The sequence below is a fragment of the Corynebacterium epidermidicanis genome (genome assembly GCF_001021025.1).
Taxonomy (GTDB): domain Bacteria; phylum Actinomycetota; class Actinomycetes; order Mycobacteriales; family Mycobacteriaceae; genus Corynebacterium; species Corynebacterium epidermidicanis.
Genome location: NZ_CP011541.1, coordinates 561,857 through 584,398 on the forward strand (window position 1 = coordinate 561,857; position 22,542 = coordinate 584,398).

21 protein-coding genes are annotated in these 22,542 nt (G+C 58.9%); 8 read left to right on the plus strand and 13 right to left on the minus strand.

Features of this window, described 5'->3' with window-relative positions:
• Window positions 1-163: 163 nt before the first annotated feature.
• The 3 genes from yhjD to CEPID_RS02665 all read left to right on the plus strand — a co-directional run bounded on the left by yhjD (window position 164) and on the right by CEPID_RS02665 (window position 3,098).
• Window positions 164-1,234, plus strand: coding sequence for an inner membrane protein YhjD (gene yhjD / locus CEPID_RS02655; protein WP_047239645.1), 1,071 nt, complete (start codon window positions 164-166; stop codon window positions 1,232-1,234).
• 72 nt (window positions 1,235-1,306) lie between these two features.
• Window positions 1,307-2,101: an RDD family protein gene (locus CEPID_RS12395; RefSeq protein WP_052843326.1), complete on the plus strand. Its 795-nt coding sequence runs from the start codon at window positions 1,307-1,309 to the stop codon at window positions 2,099-2,101.
• Between the two features lie 22 nt (window positions 2,102-2,123).
• The gene (locus tag CEPID_RS02665) at window positions 2,124-3,098 is read left to right on the plus strand and encodes an amidohydrolase family protein (protein ID WP_047239646.1); all 975 of its coding nucleotides are present in this window, start codon (window positions 2,124-2,126) and stop codon (window positions 3,096-3,098) included.
• Window positions 3,099-3,107: 9 nt separating this feature from the next.
• Here CEPID_RS02665 and CEPID_RS02670 read toward each other — a convergent pair whose 3' ends face one another.
• Genes CEPID_RS02670 through CEPID_RS02680 form a run of 3 tightly spaced genes read right to left on the minus strand, consistent with a single transcriptional unit; the run spans window position 3,108 to window position 5,515 of the window.
• The gene (locus CEPID_RS02670; protein ID WP_047239647.1) at window positions 3,108-4,334 is read right to left on the minus strand and encodes a hypothetical protein; all 1,227 of its coding nucleotides are present in this window, start codon (window positions 4,332-4,334) and stop codon (window positions 3,108-3,110) included.
• A 24-nt stretch (window positions 4,335-4,358) separates the two neighbouring features.
• Entirely contained in the window at window positions 4,359-5,237 is an 879-nt protein-coding gene (locus CEPID_RS02675) for a C40 family peptidase (RefSeq protein ID WP_047239648.1), read from the minus strand.
• A complete protein-coding gene (locus tag CEPID_RS02680) occupies window positions 5,234-5,515 on the minus strand; it encodes a hypothetical protein (RefSeq protein WP_047239649.1) in 282 nt (93 codons plus the stop codon). The genes CEPID_RS02675 and CEPID_RS02680 overlap by 4 nt, the downstream gene beginning before the upstream one ends.
• A gap of 71 nt (window positions 5,516-5,586) precedes the next feature.
• Between CEPID_RS02680 and upp the strand changes: the two genes are divergently transcribed.
• Window positions 5,587-6,228 carry a uracil phosphoribosyltransferase gene (upp, locus tag CEPID_RS02685; protein WP_047239650.1) on the plus strand — a complete coding sequence of 214 codons (642 nt, stop codon included), beginning with the start codon at window positions 5,587-5,589 and terminating at the stop codon, window positions 6,226-6,228.
• A 9-nt stretch (window positions 6,229-6,237) separates the two neighbouring features.
• Here upp and CEPID_RS02690 read toward each other — a convergent pair whose 3' ends face one another.
• Window positions 6,238-7,794: a phospho-sugar mutase gene (locus tag CEPID_RS02690; RefSeq protein WP_047239651.1), complete on the minus strand. Its 1,557-nt coding sequence runs from the start codon at window positions 7,792-7,794 to the stop codon at window positions 6,238-6,240.
• Window positions 7,795-7,869: 75 nt separating this feature from the next.
• Here CEPID_RS02690 and CEPID_RS02695 point away from each other — a divergent pair, with 75 nt between their 5' ends.
• Both CEPID_RS02695 and CEPID_RS02700 read left to right on the plus strand, forming a co-directional pair.
• The gene (locus tag CEPID_RS02695; RefSeq protein WP_047239652.1) at window positions 7,870-9,102 is read left to right on the plus strand and encodes a M20 family metallopeptidase; all 1,233 of its coding nucleotides are present in this window, start codon (window positions 7,870-7,872) and stop codon (window positions 9,100-9,102) included.
• A 94-nt stretch (window positions 9,103-9,196) separates the two neighbouring features.
• Window positions 9,197-10,573 (plus strand): NAD(P)H-quinone dehydrogenase, encoded by a 1,377-nt coding sequence (locus tag CEPID_RS02700; protein WP_047239653.1) that lies wholly within the window; start codon window positions 9,197-9,199, stop codon window positions 10,571-10,573.
• Window positions 10,574-10,643: 70 nt separating this feature from the next.
• On the opposite strand, the gene CEPID_RS02705 is transcribed toward CEPID_RS02700, so the two are convergent.
• The 4 genes from CEPID_RS02705 to CEPID_RS02720 all read right to left on the minus strand — a co-directional run bounded on the left by CEPID_RS02705 (window position 10,644) and on the right by CEPID_RS02720 (window position 14,238).
• Window positions 10,644-11,756 carry a hypothetical protein gene (locus CEPID_RS02705; RefSeq protein WP_144413426.1) on the minus strand — a complete coding sequence of 371 codons (1,113 nt, stop codon included), beginning with the start codon at window positions 11,754-11,756 and terminating at the stop codon, window positions 10,644-10,646.
• Between the two features lie 32 nt (window positions 11,757-11,788).
• On the minus strand, window positions 11,789-13,438 hold the full coding sequence (locus CEPID_RS12400) for a YiiX/YebB-like N1pC/P60 family cysteine hydrolase (RefSeq protein ID WP_052843328.1): 1,650 nt from the start codon (window positions 13,436-13,438) through the stop codon (window positions 11,789-11,791).
• A gap of 18 nt (window positions 13,439-13,456) precedes the next feature.
• Entirely contained in the window at window positions 13,457-13,645 is a 189-nt protein-coding gene (locus CEPID_RS02715) for a hypothetical protein (RefSeq protein ID WP_047239655.1), read from the minus strand.
• 143 nt (window positions 13,646-13,788) lie between these two features.
• Window positions 13,789-14,238, minus strand: a complete 450-nt coding sequence (locus CEPID_RS02720) for a hypothetical protein (RefSeq protein WP_047239656.1) — start codon at window positions 14,236-14,238, stop codon at window positions 13,789-13,791.
• Window positions 14,239-14,420: 182 nt separating this feature from the next.
• Here CEPID_RS02720 and CEPID_RS02725 point away from each other — a divergent pair, with 182 nt between their 5' ends.
• Both CEPID_RS02725 and CEPID_RS02730 read left to right on the plus strand, forming a co-directional pair.
• Complete coding sequence (locus CEPID_RS02725) at window positions 14,421-17,825, plus strand: pyruvate carboxylase (protein ID WP_047239657.1); 3,405 nt, start codon at window positions 14,421-14,423, stop codon at window positions 17,823-17,825.
• 21 nt (window positions 17,826-17,846) lie between these two features.
• The gene (locus CEPID_RS02730; RefSeq protein WP_236684280.1) at window positions 17,847-18,653 is read left to right on the plus strand and encodes a hypothetical protein; all 807 of its coding nucleotides are present in this window, start codon (window positions 17,847-17,849) and stop codon (window positions 18,651-18,653) included.
• A gap of 12 nt (window positions 18,654-18,665) precedes the next feature.
• Here CEPID_RS02730 and CEPID_RS02735 read toward each other — a convergent pair whose 3' ends face one another.
• The 5 genes from CEPID_RS02735 to CEPID_RS02750 all read right to left on the minus strand — a co-directional run bounded on the left by CEPID_RS02735 (window position 18,666) and on the right by CEPID_RS02750 (window position 22,486).
• The gene (locus tag CEPID_RS02735; RefSeq protein ID WP_047239658.1) at window positions 18,666-19,583 is read right to left on the minus strand and encodes a Sir2 family NAD-dependent protein deacetylase; all 918 of its coding nucleotides are present in this window, start codon (window positions 19,581-19,583) and stop codon (window positions 18,666-18,668) included.
• A complete protein-coding gene (gene glpK / locus CEPID_RS02740; protein ID WP_047239659.1) occupies window positions 19,580-21,073 on the minus strand; it encodes a glycerol kinase GlpK in 1,494 nt (497 codons plus the stop codon). Before glpK ends, CEPID_RS02735 begins: the two co-directional genes overlap by 4 nt.
• Window positions 21,074-21,250: 177 nt before the next feature.
• A complete protein-coding gene (locus CEPID_RS13710) occupies window positions 21,251-21,499 on the minus strand; it encodes a DUF1963 domain-containing protein (protein ID WP_407921612.1) in 249 nt (82 codons plus the stop codon).
• Window positions 21,500-21,548: 49 nt separating this feature from the next.
• Window positions 21,549-21,947 carry a DUF1963 domain-containing protein gene (locus tag CEPID_RS02745; protein WP_047239660.1) on the minus strand — a complete coding sequence of 133 codons (399 nt, stop codon included), beginning with the start codon at window positions 21,945-21,947 and terminating at the stop codon, window positions 21,549-21,551.
• 176 nt (window positions 21,948-22,123) lie between these two features.
• Window positions 22,124-22,486 (minus strand): hypothetical protein, encoded by a 363-nt coding sequence (locus tag CEPID_RS02750; RefSeq protein ID WP_047239661.1) that lies wholly within the window; start codon window positions 22,484-22,486, stop codon window positions 22,124-22,126.
• Between the last annotated feature and the right edge of the window lie 56 nt (window positions 22,487-22,542).

Here is a 22,542-nt window from a genome sequence, read left to right on the forward strand (position 1 = left end):
TGGTGGCGCAGCTCACGTCGAAAAGCGCGCGGTTAGCGGAAGTTGGGTAACAATCCCGCAAAGACCTGCACCACGGAACCCTAAGTGTCGTGTGGTGCAGGTCATTTGTCATTAGGGTGGAACAGAACGTTATTAATTATTTGTGAAAGGTTAGCCACCCACTATGCCTGCTGTTACCCGACCGGAAAAATCGAAGACCGATGAATACGGGATTGAGCGTGTTAACAAGGACGACCCGGGGTTTGTCGCTAAGTTGAGGCTCGAGCATGAATGGTTTGACCATCTCATGCGGATGAACGAGAGGTTTGGGCAGTCCGGCGGTAACCAATATGCCGCCGGCATTACCTACTTTTCGGTGCTCTCGATGTTCCCCATCCTGATGCTGGTATTCGCCGGTGCTGGTTTTGCCTTGGCGAACAACCCAGAACTCTTAGCCGAGGTGCAGGCTAAGATCGCCGACTCCGCGCAAGGGGAGATGGGCAAGACTATCAACGAGGTGCTGGTCACGGCGATCGATCAGCGAGGCGCTATCGCTGGAATCGGTACGTTGACGGCCTTATGGTCCGGGCTGGGATGGATGGCCAACCTGCGCTACGGGGTTTCCAAGATGTGGAAAGTTGATCCGAATGCGCAGAATTTCCTCGTAGGGAAGCTGAAAGACCTTGTTGGTTTGATCGGACTGTTGGTGGCGTTGGTGGTTGCGTTTGGCGTAACCGCGGTTGGTTCTTCGGGACTGACGATGACCTTGATGGAACGCATTGGCCTAGACCATATCCCGGGTATCAGCACTGTCGCTTTCGTCGTCGCCTTGGTGGTTGGCTTGCTGGCGAACTTCCTGGTTTTCCTGTGGTTGATCAAGTACTTGCCGCGTACGAAGGTGCCGATGCGCTCAGCGATCCACGCAGCCATGATCGGCGCGGTGGCCTTTGAGGTGTTTAAGCAGCTGGCCAGCGTGTTCTTCTCAAATGGCCTGAAGAACCCCGCGGGTGCGACCTTCGGTCCGATTATTGGGCTGATGGTCTTGTTGTACTTTGTTTGGCGTATCCTGCTGTACTGCTCTGCCTGGGCGGCAACCACTCGAGAGTCCCTGGCCCAAGCCGTTGTGGAGGTGCCGGAACCGGCGGTTATCCGGGTCCGCAATGAGGTGCGTGCTAAGCCTGCGTCTCCCGCAGTGTGGGGGTTGTCCGCGTTGGCAGGTACGGTTGTTGCGGCGCTGGCATTCCGCAAGAAATAACTTGTGAGTAAGCTTTGAAATGCTGGTTAAAAGCACTTCATCGATTTTCTCAATTGCAAAGGACTATGTGCGATGGCTCCGTTGGGCAATCAGGATAATTTCTATACCCGATTGAATCTCGATCCCAGTGCTAGTTCCGAAGAATTGGGGATTTTGCTAGCTGGCCGGGATGCGCAGTTCGACCAGTACGGGGTGCCTCCTGAGGCCCCCGAGCGTCGCGAAACGATGGTGGCCTATGGCATCCTGAGCAAGGAAGAAAACCGCAGGCTTTACGACGAAGCGATCCTCAACCACCGCCCGCTACAACAATACGAGCTGGAGCACCTCGCTAACTTTGGTGCGTGGCCGGTGATTGCCCAACCTTTTGCTGCCCCTTCGTATGCTGCTCACGTGCCTGAGGTAGCTACGCCCCAATCGCCCTCCGGGCCTCCCTACGCTTTTGCATTGCCGATGCGAGCCTCCATGGGGATGCGGATATGGATGTCCGTCATCGACACATTTCTGGCGATGATGTTGGGTGGGGCGGGTGCGGTCGCTGTCGAGGGAGCTGGTGGCATGTTTGAAATCGCGGTGTTCGGTATCGTAATGGTGGCTTACTTCTTGGTGTCGGAAGTCTGGTTAGGTGCCTCACCAGCCAAAATGATGTATGGTTACACGGTTCGCGATATCGATACTGGCAAGAAGCTAACCCTGGCGCAGGCTGCGAAGCGCAATTGGTGGCGGCTGTCCTGTCTGGTGCCAGGGGTAGGGCCCGTGATCTCGGGTATCGCAGCATTAGTGCTGGTCTCTACGATTACGCCAGCGAACGGCCAACTTGGCAGCCATGATCGCCTCGGCGGGGCTGAAGTAGTGCGACGCAATCGCTAGCGCGTTGCCTAGACTGAAAAACATGCATGATGACCTTCACGTAAGCCCGGAATACAAAGCCCACGCATCCGACCTGGTGCGGAGCCTGCCCAAGATCGAGATTTTCGACTCGCTCGCTGGCGCCATCCGCCCCGATACCGCTAGCGAATTGGGTGATGTTCGGGATGACGCGGCCTGGACCCGCATCGCCAAGGAAGCGGTGGAGGACCTCGCTGCCGATGGAGTGGTGTATGCCGAGCTTCGGCATCCGATTGCAAATGATGCTGAGCTGGCGGCCATCTGTGCTGGCTTGCAACAAGGGGAGAAAAACACCGGCATCACCGCGCGCCTCCTGGTAGAACTGGCTGGCGATTCCGCGACGGAGCACGCCGCCTTGCTCAGCGCGCACCTTATGGTGGTGGGTGCTGTCATCACCGATGAACCCGCGCTTGCGGCAGCACCGGTGTTGGCCGAAAACTTCATTCCGTTCAGCGTGGACTGTCGCGCTATTGAACTCACTAATGCCGTGCTCACTGGGGCGGCACGCCTTACCCAGGCGATCGATATTTACGAAGACTTCCATGTGGACATTGAGGGCATCCACCCCGGTCCGTTGTCGGCGCATGTGCGCGATCGGGAGGTGCCGGTGGAAATGTCGCTCACCTCGGCCGTCGAGTCCGGGCTTGTCGACGAGCTCGGCGAACACCCATTCCCGCTGCTACATCAGCTCGGCTTCACGTGTGTGCTCGGCGTAGAAAACCGCCAAGGTGGCCGGACACTGTCCGCGGAGATGCAGGTGCTGGTCGATGGTTTTGATTTTGGGTTGGAGGAACTTTTCCAGCTCACCCTGAATGCGGTGGAGAGCTGTTTCCTGCCGCTGCCACAGCGCAAGGAGCTGTTGCATGACGTGGTGGTGCCCGGCTTCCAGCAATTCGCGGAAGAACCAGATGATCCAGAGCAAGACACCGAAGACGACGAAGCCGGTGACGTTGAGCTCAACATCACCGGCCTGGATTAGGGCAGTGCTTTAGACCTTGGAGAATCGCTTGGTGAGCGATTCCTCGAGTTGCTTCCAGCCTTCCGCCTCATCGGTGTATGGGGCGGAAGGGATGTAAGAGGAGTGCGCGCCCAGCATGTAGGAGATGTAGTCCTGCAGCCCTGGGTTGGCCAGCAGGAGTGAGTTCAGGGAGTCGTCGTCGGCCCAGTCGGCGGCGTCGGCAAGCAGTTCGTAGGCTTGGCGCATCTGGTTGGTGTCCACTTCTTTAGGGCCTTTGGCGATGTCGCGGGTGAGCCCAGTGAAGGAGTAGATGTTGTCCCGGTGCACGCTGATTTCCGCAGTGCCGCCGTTGACGGCATCCATGACTTCCGGCCAGGTGGCAACTCTCGCGAGGTCGTGATCTTCGTGTTCCACGAGCCAGCGCAGCAGGGCCTTCGGGTTAGAGAAGGTCCGGATTTCGCCGAATTTGCCCAGGAAGACTGGGGAATTGTTGACATAGGTGCGCAGGGTGTAGAGCACCCGGCCGTCGATGGCGATTTTTATCGGGTCAATGCCGGTGGTTCCCCAGAGGGACTCGTCGTAGGGGTCAACTGCTGCAGCCGCGGCGGCGGCTTCCTGCTCCCGGCGCTCCTTTTCGGCCTTGGCATCAGCAATCGCCTTGTCGATGTCTTGCTGCGCCACCTCGACCTCAGCCTCATTGAGGCTCGGGGTGTGCACGAGCTCGTCGAGCTTATCGACGACCCCATCCCAACGCTTCAGCACGGTGCGACCGATAGCAGACCACTCCGAAAAACCGTTTTCCCCGGCGAAATGCTCGGATCCGCGCTCGACGTTGCCGAGCATGGAATAGCTGGCGAAGAAGGTGGCTACCTCAGCAATCGAGGCAACATTGCCCAAGCTTTGGGTGACGGCGAAGGCGCGGGCAACACCTTTGACATTGTCATGGGATGGGCGTTCCGCCAGCAGGGCAGGGGTGCCGATGACATCGTAAAGATCACGCGGACCAGGCACGACCCGGTCTGCAGGTCCTGCCTGGAAAGCAGCCCACTGGGGGTGCGAGCTGAGGTCGTGCGTAGGGTTCGCTTTCAGGTAAGCCAACAGCTGTGCTGGGCTTTCGAAGAAGAAGACGTGGTCGCCCTTGCCTAGGAATGCTTGCCATTCTGCGCCGTGCTCTTTCCAGAGTGGAGCCCACAAGGTGTAGTAGTCGCCCTCGGTGAGGGCCAGTTTGATCGGGAGGATGCCTTCGGTTTTCGCCATAGTCACACATATTAGCCGTTTGGGTTAGCCAGTAGGTCGGTAGTAGCCCTTGAACGCCATTCCCATGTTTGTTGTTCGGATCGGATTGACGCTGATGGGGTCTCCGGCTTCCACGATGGATCCGGCGCCGTCGTACATGGCGACGTGCCCATCCCACACCAGCAGATCACCAGCCTGCAGGTCCTCGTAAGCCACGGGACGTCCCACGGTCTGTTCTTGGGCTAGTCTGGGCAGCTCAATTCCGGCTTGTCGCCACGCCCATTGCGTCAGGCCACTGCAATCAAAACCTGCGCCGGGCGTGGTGCCACCCCAGACATACGGCACGCCGATCTGGGACTTCGCGGCCGCGACAGCTGCTTCCCCCGCAGCGGTTGAACCGCTCTCGGAAGTTGAGAGTGACACAGTAGACATCGCTGGGGTAGGTGCCGGGGCAGCCGGGGGAATTTCTGCTGGCAGCTCCGGTATCGGGGCGAGGGCGACGTCGTTTGCGCGAGTGGTAGCGGGTTCGAGTTCTTTAGCGAGCTGGGTGAGACGTTCGCCAGCTTTCGCGATTGCAATCCCGGGCAGGGCTAGGAGTTGAGCAAAAGCGATCGCTGCATCGCCGGGGATTGGCGATAACAAGCGAGGGAGTAGTTTGCCGGCGTCAACAAGGAACTCTTGTCCGATGGCCACCAAGTCGAAGGCAGCTGCGCTAACGATAGGGGTGGCAGTGGTGACCACCTCCAGTAGTTGGCGGTGGGCGAGCGTGAGGAGCTGGTGGGCGTCGTGCAGCTTGGCTGGGTTGGCGCCGACCGCGGAGGCGAGCTCGGCGGCTGCATGGAGCTCAGGTATGTGTCCAATTAGTTGCGGTACTATCGGCAGTAGCTTTTCGATTTCCTGCAGGCAATTGACGAGATCGATCATGAGTTGCTCAGCTCCAATCGCTCGAGAGCCTGGGCATGTTGGATGTCGTTTAATTGGGCGTGATCAAGCACACGCAAGGAGTTGTTGGCCACTCGATTGCTGAACGAGTGCACGGCGGCAACGTAGGAGTTGCAGCGATCCACCGCAGCGGACAAAGCGAAACCAAAGTCATTATCTGGGCAGGCAGTCAGGGAAATCGGGGCGAGTTGGGCGGTTTGTTGGGAAAGCTCGGCGGACAAACGGACAATTCGGTCTGGTTCAAAATGTAAATCCCTCATACTTAGTTGGACTGTCCGAGCACCCCAAACCGTTCCAAAATTTTCAAAATTAGTGCCTAGAATGAGTAAACATGGATATCCACGTGGTTAATCACCCGCTCGCAGCGTCTCGCTTGACCATCATGCGCGATGAACGTAGCGACAACTCTGCATTCCGTGCCGCCCTGGCTGATCTCGGAGCGATGCTGATTTATGAAGCCTCCCGCGATCTAGCGACGGAGACTTTTCCAGTCCAGACGCCCGTCGCAGTGGCCGAAGGGGCCCGTCTGCAGGATCCACCGATCATCGTCCCTGTGATTCGCGCCGGCCTCGGCATGATCGATCCGGCTTTGTCCATGATCCCGGACGCCCAGGTTGGCTTCATTGGCCTCGCCCGCGACGAAGAAACCCATGAGCCGGTGCCTTACCTCGAAGCGCTCCCACAAGACCTGACTGGGCGCACCGTTTTCGTGGTTGATCCGATGCTCGCTACCGGCGGCTCCTTGCTGCACGCTCTGCGCTTGCTCGCGGGCCGCGGCGCCACGGACATCACCGCGGTCTGCATGGTTTCTGCGCAGCCAGGCGTGGACGCTTTGGCCAACTCCGGTTTGCCAGTGCGGCTCGTTACCGCCACCATCGACCCAGAGCTCAACGAGGACGCCTACATCGTGCCCGGGCTTGGCGACGCCGGAGACCGCCTCTACGGTCCCCGAAACATTGACCTGTATGCATAGTCGGGTCGCCTAAAGCGAGGCAACCAGAAGCTCCACTTCTGCCCGCAGGCGTTCCAGCTGTTCATTGGCGCCCTCTGGTGTCCATGGTTGGTGAACTTCGAGGTAGAACTTCAACTTGTTTTCGGTCCCGGAGGTTCGAGCCAGGGCGCGTACGCCGGCACCGGAAAGCAGGATTCCATCCGAGATGGACAGATCAGCCGCGTGGATCGTTTCACCAGCTAGGTGCGTCGGCGGGTGAGCGCGCAGGGCGGCGAGTAGGCCCTCCGGGTCGCTCGTGCGTACGGCGACTTGGGTGCCAGCGAAGATGCCGTATCGCTTGTGTAGTGCGGTGAGCTCATCGAGCAAGGTGAGGCCCTGTGCTTTGAGTTCAGCTGCCCAGGCGCAGGCAAAGAGCGCGGTGGCGATGCCATCTTTGTCCGCTACGAGGTGCGGTGCTGGGGCGGTACCGTTGGCTTCTTCATACGCAAATACCAGTTCCCCGGGCCGGGAGGTGGCTGCCCGGATGAGGTTTTTAAACCCGGTGCAGGATTCCTGGTAATCCCATCCCCGTTCCGCGGCGATGACCTGCAATAGCCGGGAAGAAACTTCCGAGGTCACTACGACTGGAGCTGGGCCACCACCGAGAAACGGTGGTACTAGTCGCGTCGCAAGTAGCGGGCCAAGCTCGTCGCCACGCAACATGCGGTGGCTGCCGTCGGCAGTGCGCACGCCTATTGCGCAGCGGTCCGCGTCTGGGTCGAGGGCAATGAGGACGTCAACATCGTGTTCGGCTGCAGTGCCCAATAGGAGGTCCGTGACCCCAGGTTCCTCTGGGTTCGGGAAATCTACGGTCGGGAACAGCGGATCTGGGTAGTGCTGCGCCAATACCGGGAAGATCTGGGCAAAGCCTGCGGCCTGGAGCGCCTGCGTCATCGCGCGGCCCCCGACCCCGTGCAGTGAAGTGTAGGCCACTTTCAAGGCAGCTCGTTCATTGTTGACGCGCAGCAGCTCGGCTTGGGTGGGCGCGATCAGGTCCGTGATGTCGTCGATATAGCGACGCAGCTGGTCAGTGGTGGGTCGGACCATCACGCGGGGGACGTCGATAGGCGAGGTGACTTCGCGGATCATCGCCTCGATTTCCCGCTCGGCGGAGGCATCGAGTTGGGCGCCGTCGGCGAGGTAGACCTTGTACCCGTTGTAGGCGCTCGGATTGTGGGACGCGGTGATCTGCACTCCGGCGTCGAGACCGCGGAAGCGGATGAGCCACGGAATGATTTGGGTCGGGGCGGGGGCAGGAAGCAAGGTAACCTCGAAACCAGCACCGGCGAAGACCTCAGCCGCTGTGATCGCGAAGTTCGGTGAACCGTAGCGGGCATCGTAGCCAACGACGACCCGCAACGGCCCTTGCTGGCTACACACAGAGGCTACGGGGTGTTCGTTGCGCTCTTGACCAATCTTGTGGGCCAGCCACGCTGCCACACCAGCGGTTACGCGCGTAACTTGGGTGACATTCATCTGGTCCGTGGCCGGGCCGATCGGCGCACGCATGCCAGCGGTGCCGAAATTGAGCTCGCGAGGTAAAGACATACCTTCAAACGTAGTGCCAAACCGCACGGCGTGGGAGCAAACTAGCAGTATGTGGGAAGTGGGAGAGACTAAGCGATGACAAAACCGACAGCGACAGACAAGTCCACAGTCGCGGCGCCAAAGCTGAGCCTGCGGGAGCATATCGACGACTGGCTGCTGCGCAACGAGTCCACCCTGCTCGAATGGCGACGCCACCTGCACCGCAACCCCGAACTATCACACATGGAGTACGCCACCACCGACTTCCTCGTCGGGGTTCTCGAATCACATGGCCTGAAACCACAGCGGTTCCCTGGCACCGGATTGATGGTAGACCTAGGCCCACAAACCGGCCCGAAGATCGCCTTCCGAGGCGACATCGATGCGCTACCCATCACCGAGACCACCGGGTTGCCCTTTTCTTCCCAGCACGCGGGAGTGATGCACGCCTGCGGGCACGACGTCCACACCTCTATCGCCCTGGCCACCGCCGTCGCCTTGAGCAGCTACCCGCTCGACACGGGCGTTCGCGTGATTTTCCAACCCGCCGAAGAAGTCATGGATGGCGGTGCCAGCCAGGTCATTTCTTGGGGCGGACTCGACGATGTCGACCAGATCTTCGCAGTGCATGCGGAACCGAAGCTCAAAGTAGGCCGAATCGGCGTGCGCACCGGTGCGATCACTTCTGCCAGCGACATCCTAGAAATTCGCGTCTCTGGCCCCGGCGGGCATTCGTCCCGGCCCCAAGACACCGTAGATGTGGTGTACGCACTCTCGCTGTTGGCCACCCAACTACCTGGGCTGCTGTCGCGACGGGTGGATCCCCGCACGGGAACCGTGCTGGTCTTCGGGGCGATCAACGCTGGATACGCGGCCAATGCGATCCCCGAAACCGGAACGATCTCCGGCACGATTCGCACGGCCGACATCAAAGTCTGGCGCAGTATCGAGGAACTGCTCCGCGAGTTGATCGCCCAGATTCTCGCCCCTACCGGTGCTACCTTTGATATCCGTTACACCAAGGGCGTGCCGCCAGTGCTTAACGACGAAGTGGCCACCGCCCTCTTGGTGGATGCCGCCCGCGGCATTGATCCGAACTCGATCGTGGAGGCCCCGCAGTCTTCGGGCGGCGAAGACTTTTCCTGGTACCTTGAGCACGTACCCGGTTCCATGGCCCGACTTGGCTGTTGGGACGGCAAAGGCAACCGCTTTGACCTGCATCAATCTGATCTCGTGGTGGACGAACGGGCCCTCGCGGTCGGCGTTCGGCTCTTCGGAGCGGTCGCTGCTCGCTTTGCTCAAGCGGCCCGGGCCGATGAGCTCGACTAAGCTGGTTGCGGATAGTTATTGATTTTGGTCGGTTTACCCGGTTTTACAGGGATTACTACGGACTAGTACGGACTACACGGAGGACTTAGGTTAAGTGACCACTCGAATCGTCATTATTGGTGGTGGCCCAGCAGGCTACGAGGCAGCACTCGCGGGTGCTAAGTACGGTGCTTCCGTCACTTTGGTGGAAGATCAGGGCATGGGTGGTTCTGCTGTCGTCTATGACTGTGTTCCTTCCAAGTCTTTCATCGCTGCTACCGGCATCTACACCGAGATCGACGGCGCACGCGAGCTCATGCATATCGAGGAAATCAACCGTCGCGTGAAGGAGCTGGCACAACAGCAGTCCACGGATATCCTTGGCCAGATGCAGCGCGCCGGCGTGCGGGTAATCAACGGCCGGGGGCGTTTCGATGATTACAACGCCAAGCAGGTCCTCCACTATGTGGCAGTAACTCACGCTGACGGTACGGAAGAAACACTCGAAACCGACCTCGTACTGGTTGCTACTGGTGCGTCGCCACGCGTGCTCAAGGGCGCGGAACCGGATGGTGAGCGCATTTTGAACTGGAGGCAGATCTACGACCTCACCGAGGTCCCAGAGCACTTGATCGTAGTCGGGTCCGGCGTGACCGGCGCAGAGTTCGTGTCCGCATATGCACAGCTCGGCGTGAAGGTGACGATGGTGGCCTCCCGCGACCGCATCCTCCCGCACGACGACGCCGACGCCGCCGACGTGCTGGAGACCGTGCTCGCTGAAAAGGGCGTGGCACTCGAGAAGCACGCCCGCGTGGACCGCGTGGAGCGTACCGACGACGGCGTGGTGGTCTACACCTCCGACGGCCGCGAGATCGCCGGTTCGCACGTGCTGATGACCGTTGGTTCTGTGCCGAATACCGCTGACCTGGGCCTAGAGACCGTGGGTGTGGAGCTCGCCCCATCGGGCCACATCAAGGTGGACCGGGTTTCTCGTACTACGGTTGCGGGAATTTACGCCGCCGGTGACTGTACTGATTTGTTCCCTTTGGCTTCGGTGGCTGCGATGCAGGGTCGTATTGCGATGTATCACGCGTTGGGTGAGGGTGTTTCTCCGATTCGGTTGAAGACGGTTGCTACTGCGGTGTTTACTCGTCCGGAAATTGCGACGGTGGGTGTTACGCATCAGGAGATTTTGGATGGCAAGGTGAATGCTCGTGTGATTACTTTGCCGTTGGAGCGTAATGCGCGCGCTAAGATGCGTGGTTTGCGTCATGGGTTTGTGAAGCTGTTCTGTCGTACTGCTTCTGGTCAGATTATTGGTGGTGTGGTGGTTGCGCCGACGGCTTCTGAGTTGATTTTGCCGGTTGCAATTGCGGTGAATAAGCAGCTGACTGTTTCTGATTTGGCGGAAACCTTCAATGTTTATCCGTCTTTGTCTGGTTCTGTTGTGGAGGCTGCGCGTCAGCTCGTGGCTCACGACGATTTGGGGTAACAGGGCGCGTAAGGGAGACCGATGCCCCCGTCCGTGCAGGGAAGTGCGGACGGGGGCACTGCGCAGGTTACTACATCGGAGAGACCGGATATATCGACGTTATCATGTAGAAACCTTCTTTGGGGTTCACACCAATTTGTGTGTCGTCGATTGGACGTAAAGGAATGCTTTCGCTCTTTAATTGCCGGGAAGAATTATCAAACACTTGGATCGCGTGTTGGCCCTTTTTTGATTTAGGCCTAGATACTAGGTGGATCCCCGAGTCGAAAATTCTTGCTGCGACTACCCCTCTCAGGTCTTCGACCGGCTGACTCTTAAAGATTGGTTCGCCTGTCGCAATCGCGAATTGCGAAACCGTGAGATCGGTGCCCACTACCGTGAACTTTTCGCCATCTGAGTCACTAAGTCGAGCCGATAACTCGGTTGGCATTTGCGGGGCGGGAATCTCACTAATTAAATGAAATCCGCTGGCAGCCTCACTGAACGTATAGAAGGCATTTCGAGACTGCAAATACATTGGGCTATCTCGGCACGGAAGCTTGTTGGGGCCGTCTGGGAGTTGCTTGAAAGTGTGGGGAATTCGATCCTTCCTTACCACACCATTCTCTAAAGTCACTACATTTACGAAACCGCTCCGACCTTGGGCTTCCGTCCCGCCGTCTTGCACGTTTTCGAGCCAGCGGGTCTTTCCGTCGTCACAGACGGTTAACGCTGACGTGTAGTGCTCATTGACGACCTCAGTTACCGAAGTACCGTTGGTGAACACAACCACATTTTTTTCGGGATTGTTTTGTCCCCCATCGCTTTCGTTAAAGACATATGCCGCAAAGCTGCCACTCGGTGAGCTTGTCGACCGGGTCTCGGTTGCTGCATCGGTATTTTTCAATTCAAGAGAACGAATCTTGTCCAGAGACTTCGAGAAGATCTCGATAGAGTTGGTTCCTGGAACGGAAAAACCATCTTGAACAGGTTCCACGCTGGGGAAGTAGGTATTTCCAATTTCTGCAACGGTTGTCAGGTTTCCAGCCTTGTCAATGCGAACCAATCTATTCGGCTTGCTGATTTTCGAATTGGTAAGGCTTACAACTCCGACGTAAGCTACTTCATCGGTCGCGGGATGAAGGGAGGAATTAGAACCTGCTCGTGAACATGCTGCGATCATCAAAATTAAGGTCGCAATCATTGCTCCAAAGCCCAGCGTAGCCCTGTATAGCCTCATTGGAACTCTCTGGTGTTGTGTGAAAGCAAGATGTCTAGAGGAAACACCGCCGGTTGATAAGGCTCATACGGGTAGCGTTCCCCGATGTCAAGTCCGCCTCCGGAAGCTATTTTGAATGCAGCCCATACAAGTTGTGAACAATTGTACTGATCCTTCTCCAAGCCGCCGATCCGTGTGGTTAGGAAATTGTTGTTGTAGCCGGAGCCGACTTGAGATTCGGCCCAAGCCGCTGCTCGGTTTCGAGTTTCATCGTCGGTCTTGACACTTAAATAACGGGGGTTGCATACGCCTATTCGATCTCGACCGCGCAACTTTTGGACACCCTTTTCGGCGTTAACGGCTTCCACTGTAGCGATGTTTTCCGGATTTCCGTCAGGGTTTTCAACGAAAATTCCAGCGTGGCCGTGGTTTACAACATGCTTTGAAACGGCTTTGGAGTAGAAAACATCGCCCCGGTTCGTCCGGGAATTACCGGGAGCAATGAAGGAATCGCAAGGTAGACCAGGTATCGCAGCGTTGTCATAAATAGTTGAGTATGGCGTGACCAGCGTCTCTTCGGGCGATCCATTGGCGTTTAAAGGCTGACGATGGATTCGAAGTGAGTCATTAGCTCGCTCTGACAACGCGATGAACGATTCTTTGACCTCTAAATTGTGATCTTGAAAGTCTTTAACTAAAAGATCGTAGACGGAGTCATAATCGTTAAATGAGATTCCCACCGAAGAGAAAAGTGAATGGATTGGTGGAAGGAATCCTCCGATGTTCCCTCGTTCAAAATTCTGTGTAATTCTGAAGTACTGGTCGTTAGTGAAATCGGCTACTGGATAGCCCCAATTGCTTCTCTCAAAACCTGCTGAGGACCAGCGTAGGAGAATTGTTCCTAGGAGAGGGTGTGCGCCGTGGTTGGGGTGCCAGTAGATCATGCCGAGTGCGAAGCGGTTGTAGCGGCCGACACCGTCTGGGGTGCCTTCTTCGTCGGTGGCTGGGTAGCCGAGTGGGCCTTTTTCTTCACCGGTTTCTACCCATTTTTCCAGGATTTTTCCTTCGATGGACACCACGCCGGATAGGGAGCCGTAGATGCGGCCGCGTTGGAAGTATTGTTTGCGTCCTACTCTGTCGCCGGTGCCGATTTCATCGGATGTGGGGTAGCCGAGGCGTCCTAGTTCCCAGCCGTTACGGGCCCACACTATGGAGTTGTGGGTGGTGACTGACCAGGCTCCGGTGTCGGGGTGCCAGTAGATGAAGCCGTTATCGAATTCGGTGCGTTTGCCCACTCCGTCGGGGTTGGTCAGTTCGTTGGACTTGGGTAGGCCGAGGAAGGAGACGGGTGTTTGTCCGGCCCAGGTCACAGCCATGGATTCGTATTTCGCGCGGATCGCACCGCAGACCTGGAAGCTGGATGGCCAGTAGGTGCGGCAGTTATCGGCGGCGAAGGTCCGGATCATGGGTTGGTCGCCTGGTGCGGTGATGCCTTGTTCGCGGGCTTCTTGTACTTCAGCCAGGTCTGCTTCCTGCTTGGTGACGCCTTCGGGCAGTGGGATGCGGTCGGAGCGCATCTTGCCTGGGGTGATCACAGGTTGCGGGTCGCCGAGATCAGCGGGGAGGGCGCGTTCTAGTTCGTGGTTGTCCACAGTGTTTTTGTTCATGCCGGGTTCGTTGAAGTCTCAGTCTGAGGTGTCTACCTGGCGGTAGTGGTCTGGTTCGTAGGGCGGGATGAACGGCTCTGTGGCTACCTGCTGGTTGCTAGCCGGTGGTGTGAGGTCGATGTCTTGGGCGGTGGCAATAATGGGGGTGAATACGCTAGTGGCGATCACGGTCAATACTGCCCCGAGTTTTTTTAGGTTCAGCTTCATGGCCTATGCGTTCCTTAGAAGGGCGAAGGTTATCGGTGCTGTCAAAGGTGTTACTGGCACCTGTCAAGAAGCTTAAGATATTAGCCGGGAATTGTCTCGGGGAAATTGAGTTTTTCTGTGAAGGCGGATTTGATAGGTAGCGTCTACTCCGGGCGTTCCTGCGTCACCTCGGTCAATACCCAGCCTCGCCCGTGCTTTTCAAAAGTGAGAAGGTCGCTCGCAGGCCGGATTGTTGGGGAGGGGTCCGAACCGCTCGGGCAGAGGTTGACCTCGTCGCGTGCGTATTTCTGGGTCCATACGCTGCCGTCTGCAAGGAGGCTTACGGCGGAATTGAGCACACTGTCGTAGCCGTCAGAGGGGACTTTGACGGATTCGCCACCGACAAGCTCGGAAACAGTATCGGCTGGGATGTATGGGCAGACGATGATGAATGACTGCGCGCCGTCGATAAGCAATTCGCTGGCGGGGAGGATGGCGTGGGTGCCTGGCTCCTTCTTGAGGCGGGCGAGGGCGTCGTGTGGGGGCGAGCTGCATGCGGTGAGGCTGGCCCCGATGAGGGCGAGCAGGATCGGGAAAGCAGGCAACTGACGCATGCTTAACAGCTTAGCTTGGGGGTAATGGGGTGGGGGCGGTTCGCTCAGTCGGGGTTTCGCAACGCTGTTAACTGCGGTTTTGGCGCAAATGAGAAATTGGGGTTTAATCTGCGAAAATTTTCCGATAGCATGGGAATGTTAAGTGATCACCGTCACGAATTGATCGAAATTAGAGGAATAACATGTCCCAGCAAAATGGGTTAGCAAGCTTTGCAAAAGTTTTGGTTGCTAACCGAGGTGAGATCGCCGTGCGCGCTTTCCGTGCGGCATACGAAATTGGTGCCGAGACCGTCGCAATCTTCCCTGTCGAAGACCGCAACTCGTTCCACCGTGCGTTCGCATCCGAAGCCATTAAGGTGGGCGCCGAGGGTTCTCCAGTTAAGGCGTACCTGAACATCGATGAGATCATCCGCGCAGCCAAAGAATCTGGCGCCGATGCTATCTACCCTGGTTACGGCTTCCTTTCGGAAAATGCGCAGCTCGCCCGCGAATGCGCGGAAAACGGTATCACGTTCATCGGCCCCACCCCAGAGGTCCTCGATCTCACCGGCGATAAGTCGGCAGCTGTCTCTGCCGCCCGCGCAGCAGGACTACCAACCCTCGATGAGTCCGAGCCGTCCGCGGACATTGAAGTGCTGGTCAAGCAGGCAGAAGGGCAGCAGTATCCGCTGTTCGTTAAGGCAGTAGCCGGTGGCGGTGGTCGCGGCATGCGCTTTATCCCGAGCCCGGACCAACTTCGTGAGCTAGCCGCCGAAGCGTCCCGCGAGGCAGAGTCCGCATTTGGCGACCCACGCGTCTACATCGAACGCGCTGTCATCAATCCGCAGCACATCGAGGTGCAGATTCTGGCCGACGCCACCGGAGATGTCGTTCACCTCTACGAACGCGACTGCTCCTTGCAGCGTCGCCACCAAAAGGTCGTGGAAATCGCCCCGGCGCAGTTCCTAGATCCTCAGCTGCGTGAGCGCATCTGCGCAGACGCCGTGAAGTTCTGCAAGCACATCGGTTACCGGGGCGCCGGCACCGTCGAGTTCCTCGTGGACGAAAACGGCAACCACGTCTTCATCGAGATGAACCCCCGCATCCAGGTCGAGCACACCGTTACCGAAGAGGTAACCCAGGTTGACCTGGTGAAATCCCAGATGCAGATCGCCGCTGGTGCCACCCTCAAAGATCTCGGCCTGGAGCAGGACAAAATCCACACCACCGGGGCCGCACTGCAGTGTCGCATCACCACCGAAGACCCGAACAACGGCTTCCGTCCGGATACCGGCATCATCACCGCCTACCGCAGCCCGGGCGGTGCGGGCGTGCGTCTCGACGGCGCAGCGATGCTCGGTGGTGAGATCACCGCGCACTTCGACTCGATGCTGGTCAAGATGACCTGCCGCGGCGCAGACTTCGCCACGGCTGTCGCTCGCGCGCAGCGCGCACTGAACGAATTCCACATCTCCGGAGTTGCTACCAACATCGGCTTCCTCCGCGCGCTTCTGCGCGAACCAGATTTCACCGGCAAGCGCGTGGCCACCTCGTTCATCAATGAGCACCCTTGGCTGCTGTCCGCACCACCGGCCGACGATGAAGCCGGACGAATCCTCGACTTCCTCGCGGATGTCACCGTAAACCGGCCCAATGGCAAGCCGAAGATGACGGTGCGCGCCGTCGATAAGCTGCCGGAATTGCCGGAAGAGCGTCCAGCCGGCGCTCGCGATGAGCTGCTGGCGGTCGGGCCGGCAAAGTTCGCGGAAAACCTCCGAGCTCGCAAGGGACTCGCCGTCACCGACACCACGTTCCGCGATGCGCACCAATCGCTGCTGGCCACGCGGGTGCGTTCCCGTGCGCTCGTCGATGCGGCCGAGGCAGTGTCCAAGCTGACCCCGCAGCTGCTCTCCGTGGAAGCCTGGGGCGGAGCGACCTATGACGTTGCCATGCGCTTCCTGCACGAAGACCCATGGGAGCGTCTCGACGCCCTGCGCGCCGCCATGCCAAACGTGCCCATTCAGATGCTGCTGCGTGGTCGCAACACCGTCGGCTACACGCCATACCCAGACTCGGTGGCGCAAGCTTTCGTGGAGGAAGCTGCTGGATCCGGCATCGATATCTTCCGCATTTTCGACGCCCTCAACGACGTCTCCCAAATGCGACCAGCCATCGACGCCGTACTGTCCACGAACACTGCAGTAGCAGAAGTAGCCATGGCTTACTCCGGAAACCTGCTCTCCCCGGCAGAAGACCTTTACACCCTGGACTACTACCTGCGTCTTGCTGAGCAAATCGTCGACTCAGGCGCGCATATCCTCGCGATCAAGGACATGGCGGGCCTCATGCGCCCAGCAGCGGCTGCCAAGCTGGTGACCGCCCTGCGTGAGCGCTTTGACCTCCCGATTCACGTCCACACTCACGACACCGCCGGCGGCCAGCTGGCTACCTACCTGGCGGCGGCGCACGCTGGAGCCGACGCCGTAGATGTGGCCTCCGCACCACTGTCGGGTACTACCTCTCAGCCATCGATGTCCGCGCTGGTCGCAGCGTTCGCCGACACCGACCGAGACACCGGTCTCTCCCTCCAAGCGGTGTCCGACCTCGAACCATACTGGGAGGCGGTCCGTCAGATCTACGCGCCATTCGAGTCCGGCACTCCGGGCCCAACCGGCCGCGTGTACCGCCACGAAATTCCAGGTGGACAGCTATCCAACCTGCGTGCGCAGGCCGTAGCGCTGGGGCTTGCCGACCGCTTCGAACTCATCGAAGACGCCTATGCCGGCGTGAACGAGATCTTGGGACGACCAACTAAGGTGACCCCGTCCTCAAAGGTCGTCGGCGACCTCGCATTGCACCTGGTCGGCGCCGGGATCACGCCACAAGAATTCGCTGAGAACCCCCAAAAGTACGACGTCCCGGACTCCGTCATCGGCTTCCTTCGGGGCGAACTAGGCACGCCTCCAGGTGGATGGCCGCTGCTTCGCGACGCCGCGCTGGTCGGCCGCGCCGAGCCAAAGCCTATGGCTGAAGTGCCTGCGGAGGAAGCTGCCCTACTAGAGCAGCCAGGCATTAAGCGCCGTGGCGCCCTTGATCGCCTACTCTTCCCGAAACCGGCAGCCGAATTCGCCGAGCACCGTCGCCTATTCGGCGACACCTCCATCCTGGAAGACCGCGAGTTCATCTACGGGCTGGAAGAAGGCGTAGAAACCACGGTCAAGCTAGCCGACAACCGGGTCCTCCTCGTCCGCCTCGACGCAATCTCCGAACCAGACGCGAAAGGCATGCGCAAAGTCATGCTCACCGTCAATGGTCAGGTCCGTCCGATGGAAGTGCGCGACCGAAATGTGGAATCGGTCGTCGCCACGGCTGAGAAGGCAGATGCCACCAACCCTGGGCACGTTGCCGCTCCGTTCGCGGGTGCCGTGACCGTGAACGTTAAGGAAGGCGACGAGGTCAAGACGGGTGACCCAGTGGCAATCATCGAGGCCATGAAGATGGAAGCCACGATCACCGCGCCTATCGACGGCCGTGTCTCCCGAGTGGTGCTGCTCCAGCCAACCAAGGTTGAGGGAGGCGACCTGCTCCTCGTTTTGGAGCAGGGATAAACGCCCTATAGGATTATTTATGTGAAAAGAGTGGTCATTGGGACAGTGGCCTGCGCGCTAGCGCTTTCAACAACTCCAGCGCAGGCGTATGCCCCGCCACCACGTACCGAAGTCAGCGTCCGGGACGCTGGGGGAGCCAACTTCAGTTGGAATAGCCAGGTTGCCCCAGCGCTATCGCTCATCAAGCTGCCACTGGGCTACTGGGTGCTGTACCACGGCAGCGACGAGGATAAAGCGCTGGTCGAGCCGATGATTCAGCGCAGCGACGACGGGATCGCTACGTACCTGAATCAGAAATATCCCAGCGCCATCGGCGATGTCGTCCGCGATCTGGGGATGATGGAAACCGAAGTCGCACCATTCTGGGGCAATTGCCGGATGTCGATGGCTGACGTCACCTACTTCCTGCACCGCACTGCAAGTGACCCGGTAGCCGAACCGCTGCGCCAAGGCATGCGGCAGGCCGCGCCCATCGCCGCAGACGGCAATCCCCAAAACTACGGAACCGCAACACTACCTGGGGTGGAAGGGACGAAATTCGGCTGGTCCGACGACCGCAAGAGCATGAACGCGACCGCTTCATTCGGCCCCGGCTTCACAGTCGCCGCCCGCACAATTGGCCCCGCCGAGCAGCTGACCGCTGATGTGCAGGGCGTGTCACTACCAGGGAAAGCACCTGCGCCGTGGCCTGGAGCCCCAGTGCCTGGTGCCCCGCAACCAGCTGCCCCGAATCTCTTTGGATCCGTGGAAATCCCAGGGGTGGCCTTGCCTGTTATCCCGCTGCCAACGTTGCCACCGCTGTCCCCGGCACCGCTCTCTAGTTACTAAACGTCGAGCTACTTAAATATCGAGCTCGTCGAGAAGCGCGTCGAAAGCGGGCCCCACGGCGGTCCGCCACACTACCTTCGCGCGCGGATCCGCCCGGCCCGGGCCACCGTTGATAACGCTGACCACCTTGCCCTGTTTCTCCGCATCCAGCACCAGGCGTAGTCCACTCATGACCGCTAGCGAAGTCCCCACCGCCAGGACCGATTTCGCTGCTAGGAGCATTTCTTTAGCTTGTGCTTTTCGCTCGGCCGGTACGGGTTCGCCGAAATAGACAACATTGGGTTTTAAGAGGGTGGAGCCGCAGCTTAGGCAGCCTACCAAGTGGAATTGGGCGACATCGGCGTCCGAAAGCGCCACGTCGCCGTCCGGGTTTACCTGTGATTGGTCGTAGGCGGGCGCGAACCGGGGGTTGGCGGAGGCCATCCGTTGGTCCAGGCTGCGACGATCCTCCAGGTTTCCGCAGTTCAGGCAGACCACATCCGCTAGCGAACCGTGCAAGGCCAGCACATTCTTCGACCCGGCGGCCATGTGTAGGCCATCGACGTTTTGTGTGATCACCCCAGAAACAAAACCCGATTGTTCCAGCTCGGAGAGAGCGAAGTGTGTGCGGTTGGGGCGGGCAGCTGCCATGTGCCGCCAGCCCACGAAAGACCGCGCCCAATAACGCTGCAGGGCAGCTGGGTCATGTTTGAATTCCTGGTAGGTCATGGGCCGGTGCCTGGTCAGTGAACCATTTGGGCCACGGTAGTCGGGAATACCAGAATCGGTGGACACGCCAGCGCCCGTGATGACGAGCACCCCGCCGGACCGCAACTGCCCCGCTATTTCCGGTAGCGCCACCGCCGGGTCGGTAGGCGTCACAGTTTCTTCCACTACTCGCGCGATGGATCGCAGTGCCGATTGGTGTGCTATCGATTGGGCAAGGCTCATGAGTCGAAGCTCTTTTCTACTGCTTTTCGCCAGCCGTCGAAAAGCGCGTCCTCGGTGGGATGCGGGTGGTAGGTGCGCTGCTCCCGCCACATCGCTCGGATGTCTTTCATGGATTTGTACACCCCAACTGCCAGCCCGGCGGCGTAGGCTGCACCCAGCGCAGTGGTCTCGGTGATTTTCGGCACCATCACCGGCACGCCCAGCTGGTCGGCTTGAAACTGCATGAGCAGCGAATTCCCGACCATCCCGCCGTCGGCTTTGAGCGCAGTGATGGGAATTCCGGTGTCTTGGTTCATCGCCTCGACAACTTCACGAGTCTGATACGCAGTGGCCTCCAACGCCGCCCGCGCGAAGTGCGCCTTGGTGTGAAACCTGGTCAAGCCACAAATGACCCCGCGCGCATCTTCCCGCCAGTAGGGGGCGAGCAGCCCTGAAAACGCCGGGACAATGTAACAACCGCCGTTGTCCGGGACGCTCTCTGCCAGCTTTTCGACGTCCGGCGCTGTCGAGATAATCCCCAAGTTATCCCGCAGCCATTGCACCAAAGAGCCCGTGACCGCGATGGAACCCTCGAGAGCATAAGTGGTGGGTTCGTTTCCCAGCTTGTAGGCCACGGTGGAAATGAGCCCGTGTTCGGAACGCTTGATCTCATTGCCGGTGTTGAGCAGCAGGAAATTGCCCGTACCATAGGTGTTCTTAACTTCCCCCGGCTCCAAGCAGGCTTGGCCGAACGCGGCGGCTTGCTGATCCCCGAGCACCCCAGCGATCGGTACATTGTTAAAGCCATTGACCCGCTTGATCTTGCCGATGACCTGCGAATTCGACACAATCTTTGGCAACATCTTGACGGGGATTTGCAGCTTCTCAGCCAGCTCGTGGTCCCATTTTCCGGTGCTGAGATCCATGAGCATGGTGCGGGAGGCATTGGTGACGTCGGTGACGTGCTCGCCGCGGGTCAGATTCCAGATCAGCCACGATTCGACAGTGCCGAAGATTAGCTCACCGGTTTCTGCGCGTTCGCGGGCCCCGGGGACATTGTCGAGGATCCAGCGGATTTTCGGTCCGGAAAAGTAGGTCGATACTGGCAGCCCGGTGTGTTCGAAGTCGGCCGCCTGCAAGTCCGCGCAAATTTCCGACGTCCGGGTGTCTTGCCAGACAATCGCGTTATACACTGGCTGGCCAGTGGTTTTATCCCACACGACGGTCGTCTCGCGCTGATTGGTGATGCCCACTGCTGCGATGTCGTCGCCCGTCACTTCCGCCCGCGCCAGCACATCAGCCATGACGCGCCGCGTGTTCGCCCAGATCTCCATCGGGTCGTGTTCGACCCAGCCGGGGCGGGGGAAAATCTGCCTATGCTCCAGATGGGAGGAGGCGATTGCTTGGCCGTGGTCGTCGAAAAGCATGCAGCGTGTCGACGTCGTGCCCTGATCAATAGCGGCCACGATTGATCGCCTGTGTGGAATCCGGGTGGGGAAACGGGGTGCCATAGGGGAATAGTTTAGTCTGCAGGGCTGGAAGTTCTTGCCGTGTCACTAATTGGCGTGAGCAGGAACAGACCTGTGAGAAAGCGACGGGACATCCTCACAGCAGATGGTAGTCGCACTCGAATCTGGGCTGGCCAGAATCTCACCACCGCCAGCGATCAGACCTGCGTGAGGCCGTGGTCAGGGAGAATAGCTATTAGCCGCAAGCCCAATCCAACAACACCTTGGTGAAGTCTTTCCTTCTGAGGTCGGCGGGGTCGATAAAAACTGCATCGTGCCCATATCGCCGATGCGCTGCATATCCAGGTCGCCGTCGATCTGGAAGAGCAAACGGAGTGGCGTCTCTTTGGTGCGGGGATCGTTTTGGGCAAAATCGGCGTATCCTCCGACCTGATGGCTAATTTCACCTAGCAGGTCTTTTCGGGGCACTCCGCTTGGAAAGGCAGCTCGCCATAGCGCTTCCTGTGTATCGGAGACTTCAGCATGCAATCCGGGCTTGGGCAACCTCGGGGTGCTCCAAAATCGACAGTTCGGTGTAGCACGGCGAGACAGCAAGATGGTCTCCTCGGGAATTAAGCTCCGGTGCTGGGTTTTCGCGTAGCCATTGGGTGTCCGAGTCGAAGATGGCCTTCCACGCAAATACCGGTTCATCGGCCGGTAGGTCGGGGTCAACTATGTATGCGACGAAGCAATCAGGCTGGCCGGTAGCAAGACCATAGGCGTCATCGAAGGGCAAAAAGAATTGGATGAGGCCGGTCGTCGGTAAGGCGCCGTCAAGCAGTGGCGGGATGCCGAGTTCAATTCGGTCTCGTTCCACTTGCGCCAGGTTCAGCTGGGCGACGAAGCTGTAGGGGTCACCTTTGGCGTTTTTGGCCATCCTGCACCGCACGGTCGATATGGGGCGCCGCCGAGTTTTGAGTCGCGGAGCCCAGCTTGTCGCATGCTTCCGGAATGGATCCTAAAGGTTGACTGGTATGTCAGGCGGGGGGAGGGGTACGAGCCCAATTTCATGAGCAAACTGAACGTGATCCTTACCCATTTACGATTCTTGATCTACCCGTTTTGTTCCCGGTAAGTCGGCAAAAACCCATCGATCCAACGCTGGAGAAAGACTCGTCCCTCGGCCACTCCGTCGCGGACTTTCTTCGGCTCCAGGATTGGGTCGTTCGGAAGGTCGCGCTCCGGGTCGCCCACCGGCACGATCTCGAGCTCCTTCTGGTCATAGCGAGCGATGGCCACCGCATTGACATTGGTTTGTTCACAAACCGCCCACGAGTAAGCGGTGTCGCTCAGCCATTCCGCCCGAGCTTGGCTTATCGACGTCACGCTGCTGGCAGCCTCCGCTAGGGCAGAAGCATCGTCGTCGCGAAGTGGGCGGGCGTAGAAACGGCCACCGTTGACATCCATGGGTTCCATTCAATTTCCGATCTCGATGTACTGGTGAACAATTCATTATTTCTAGAGACGCGTTT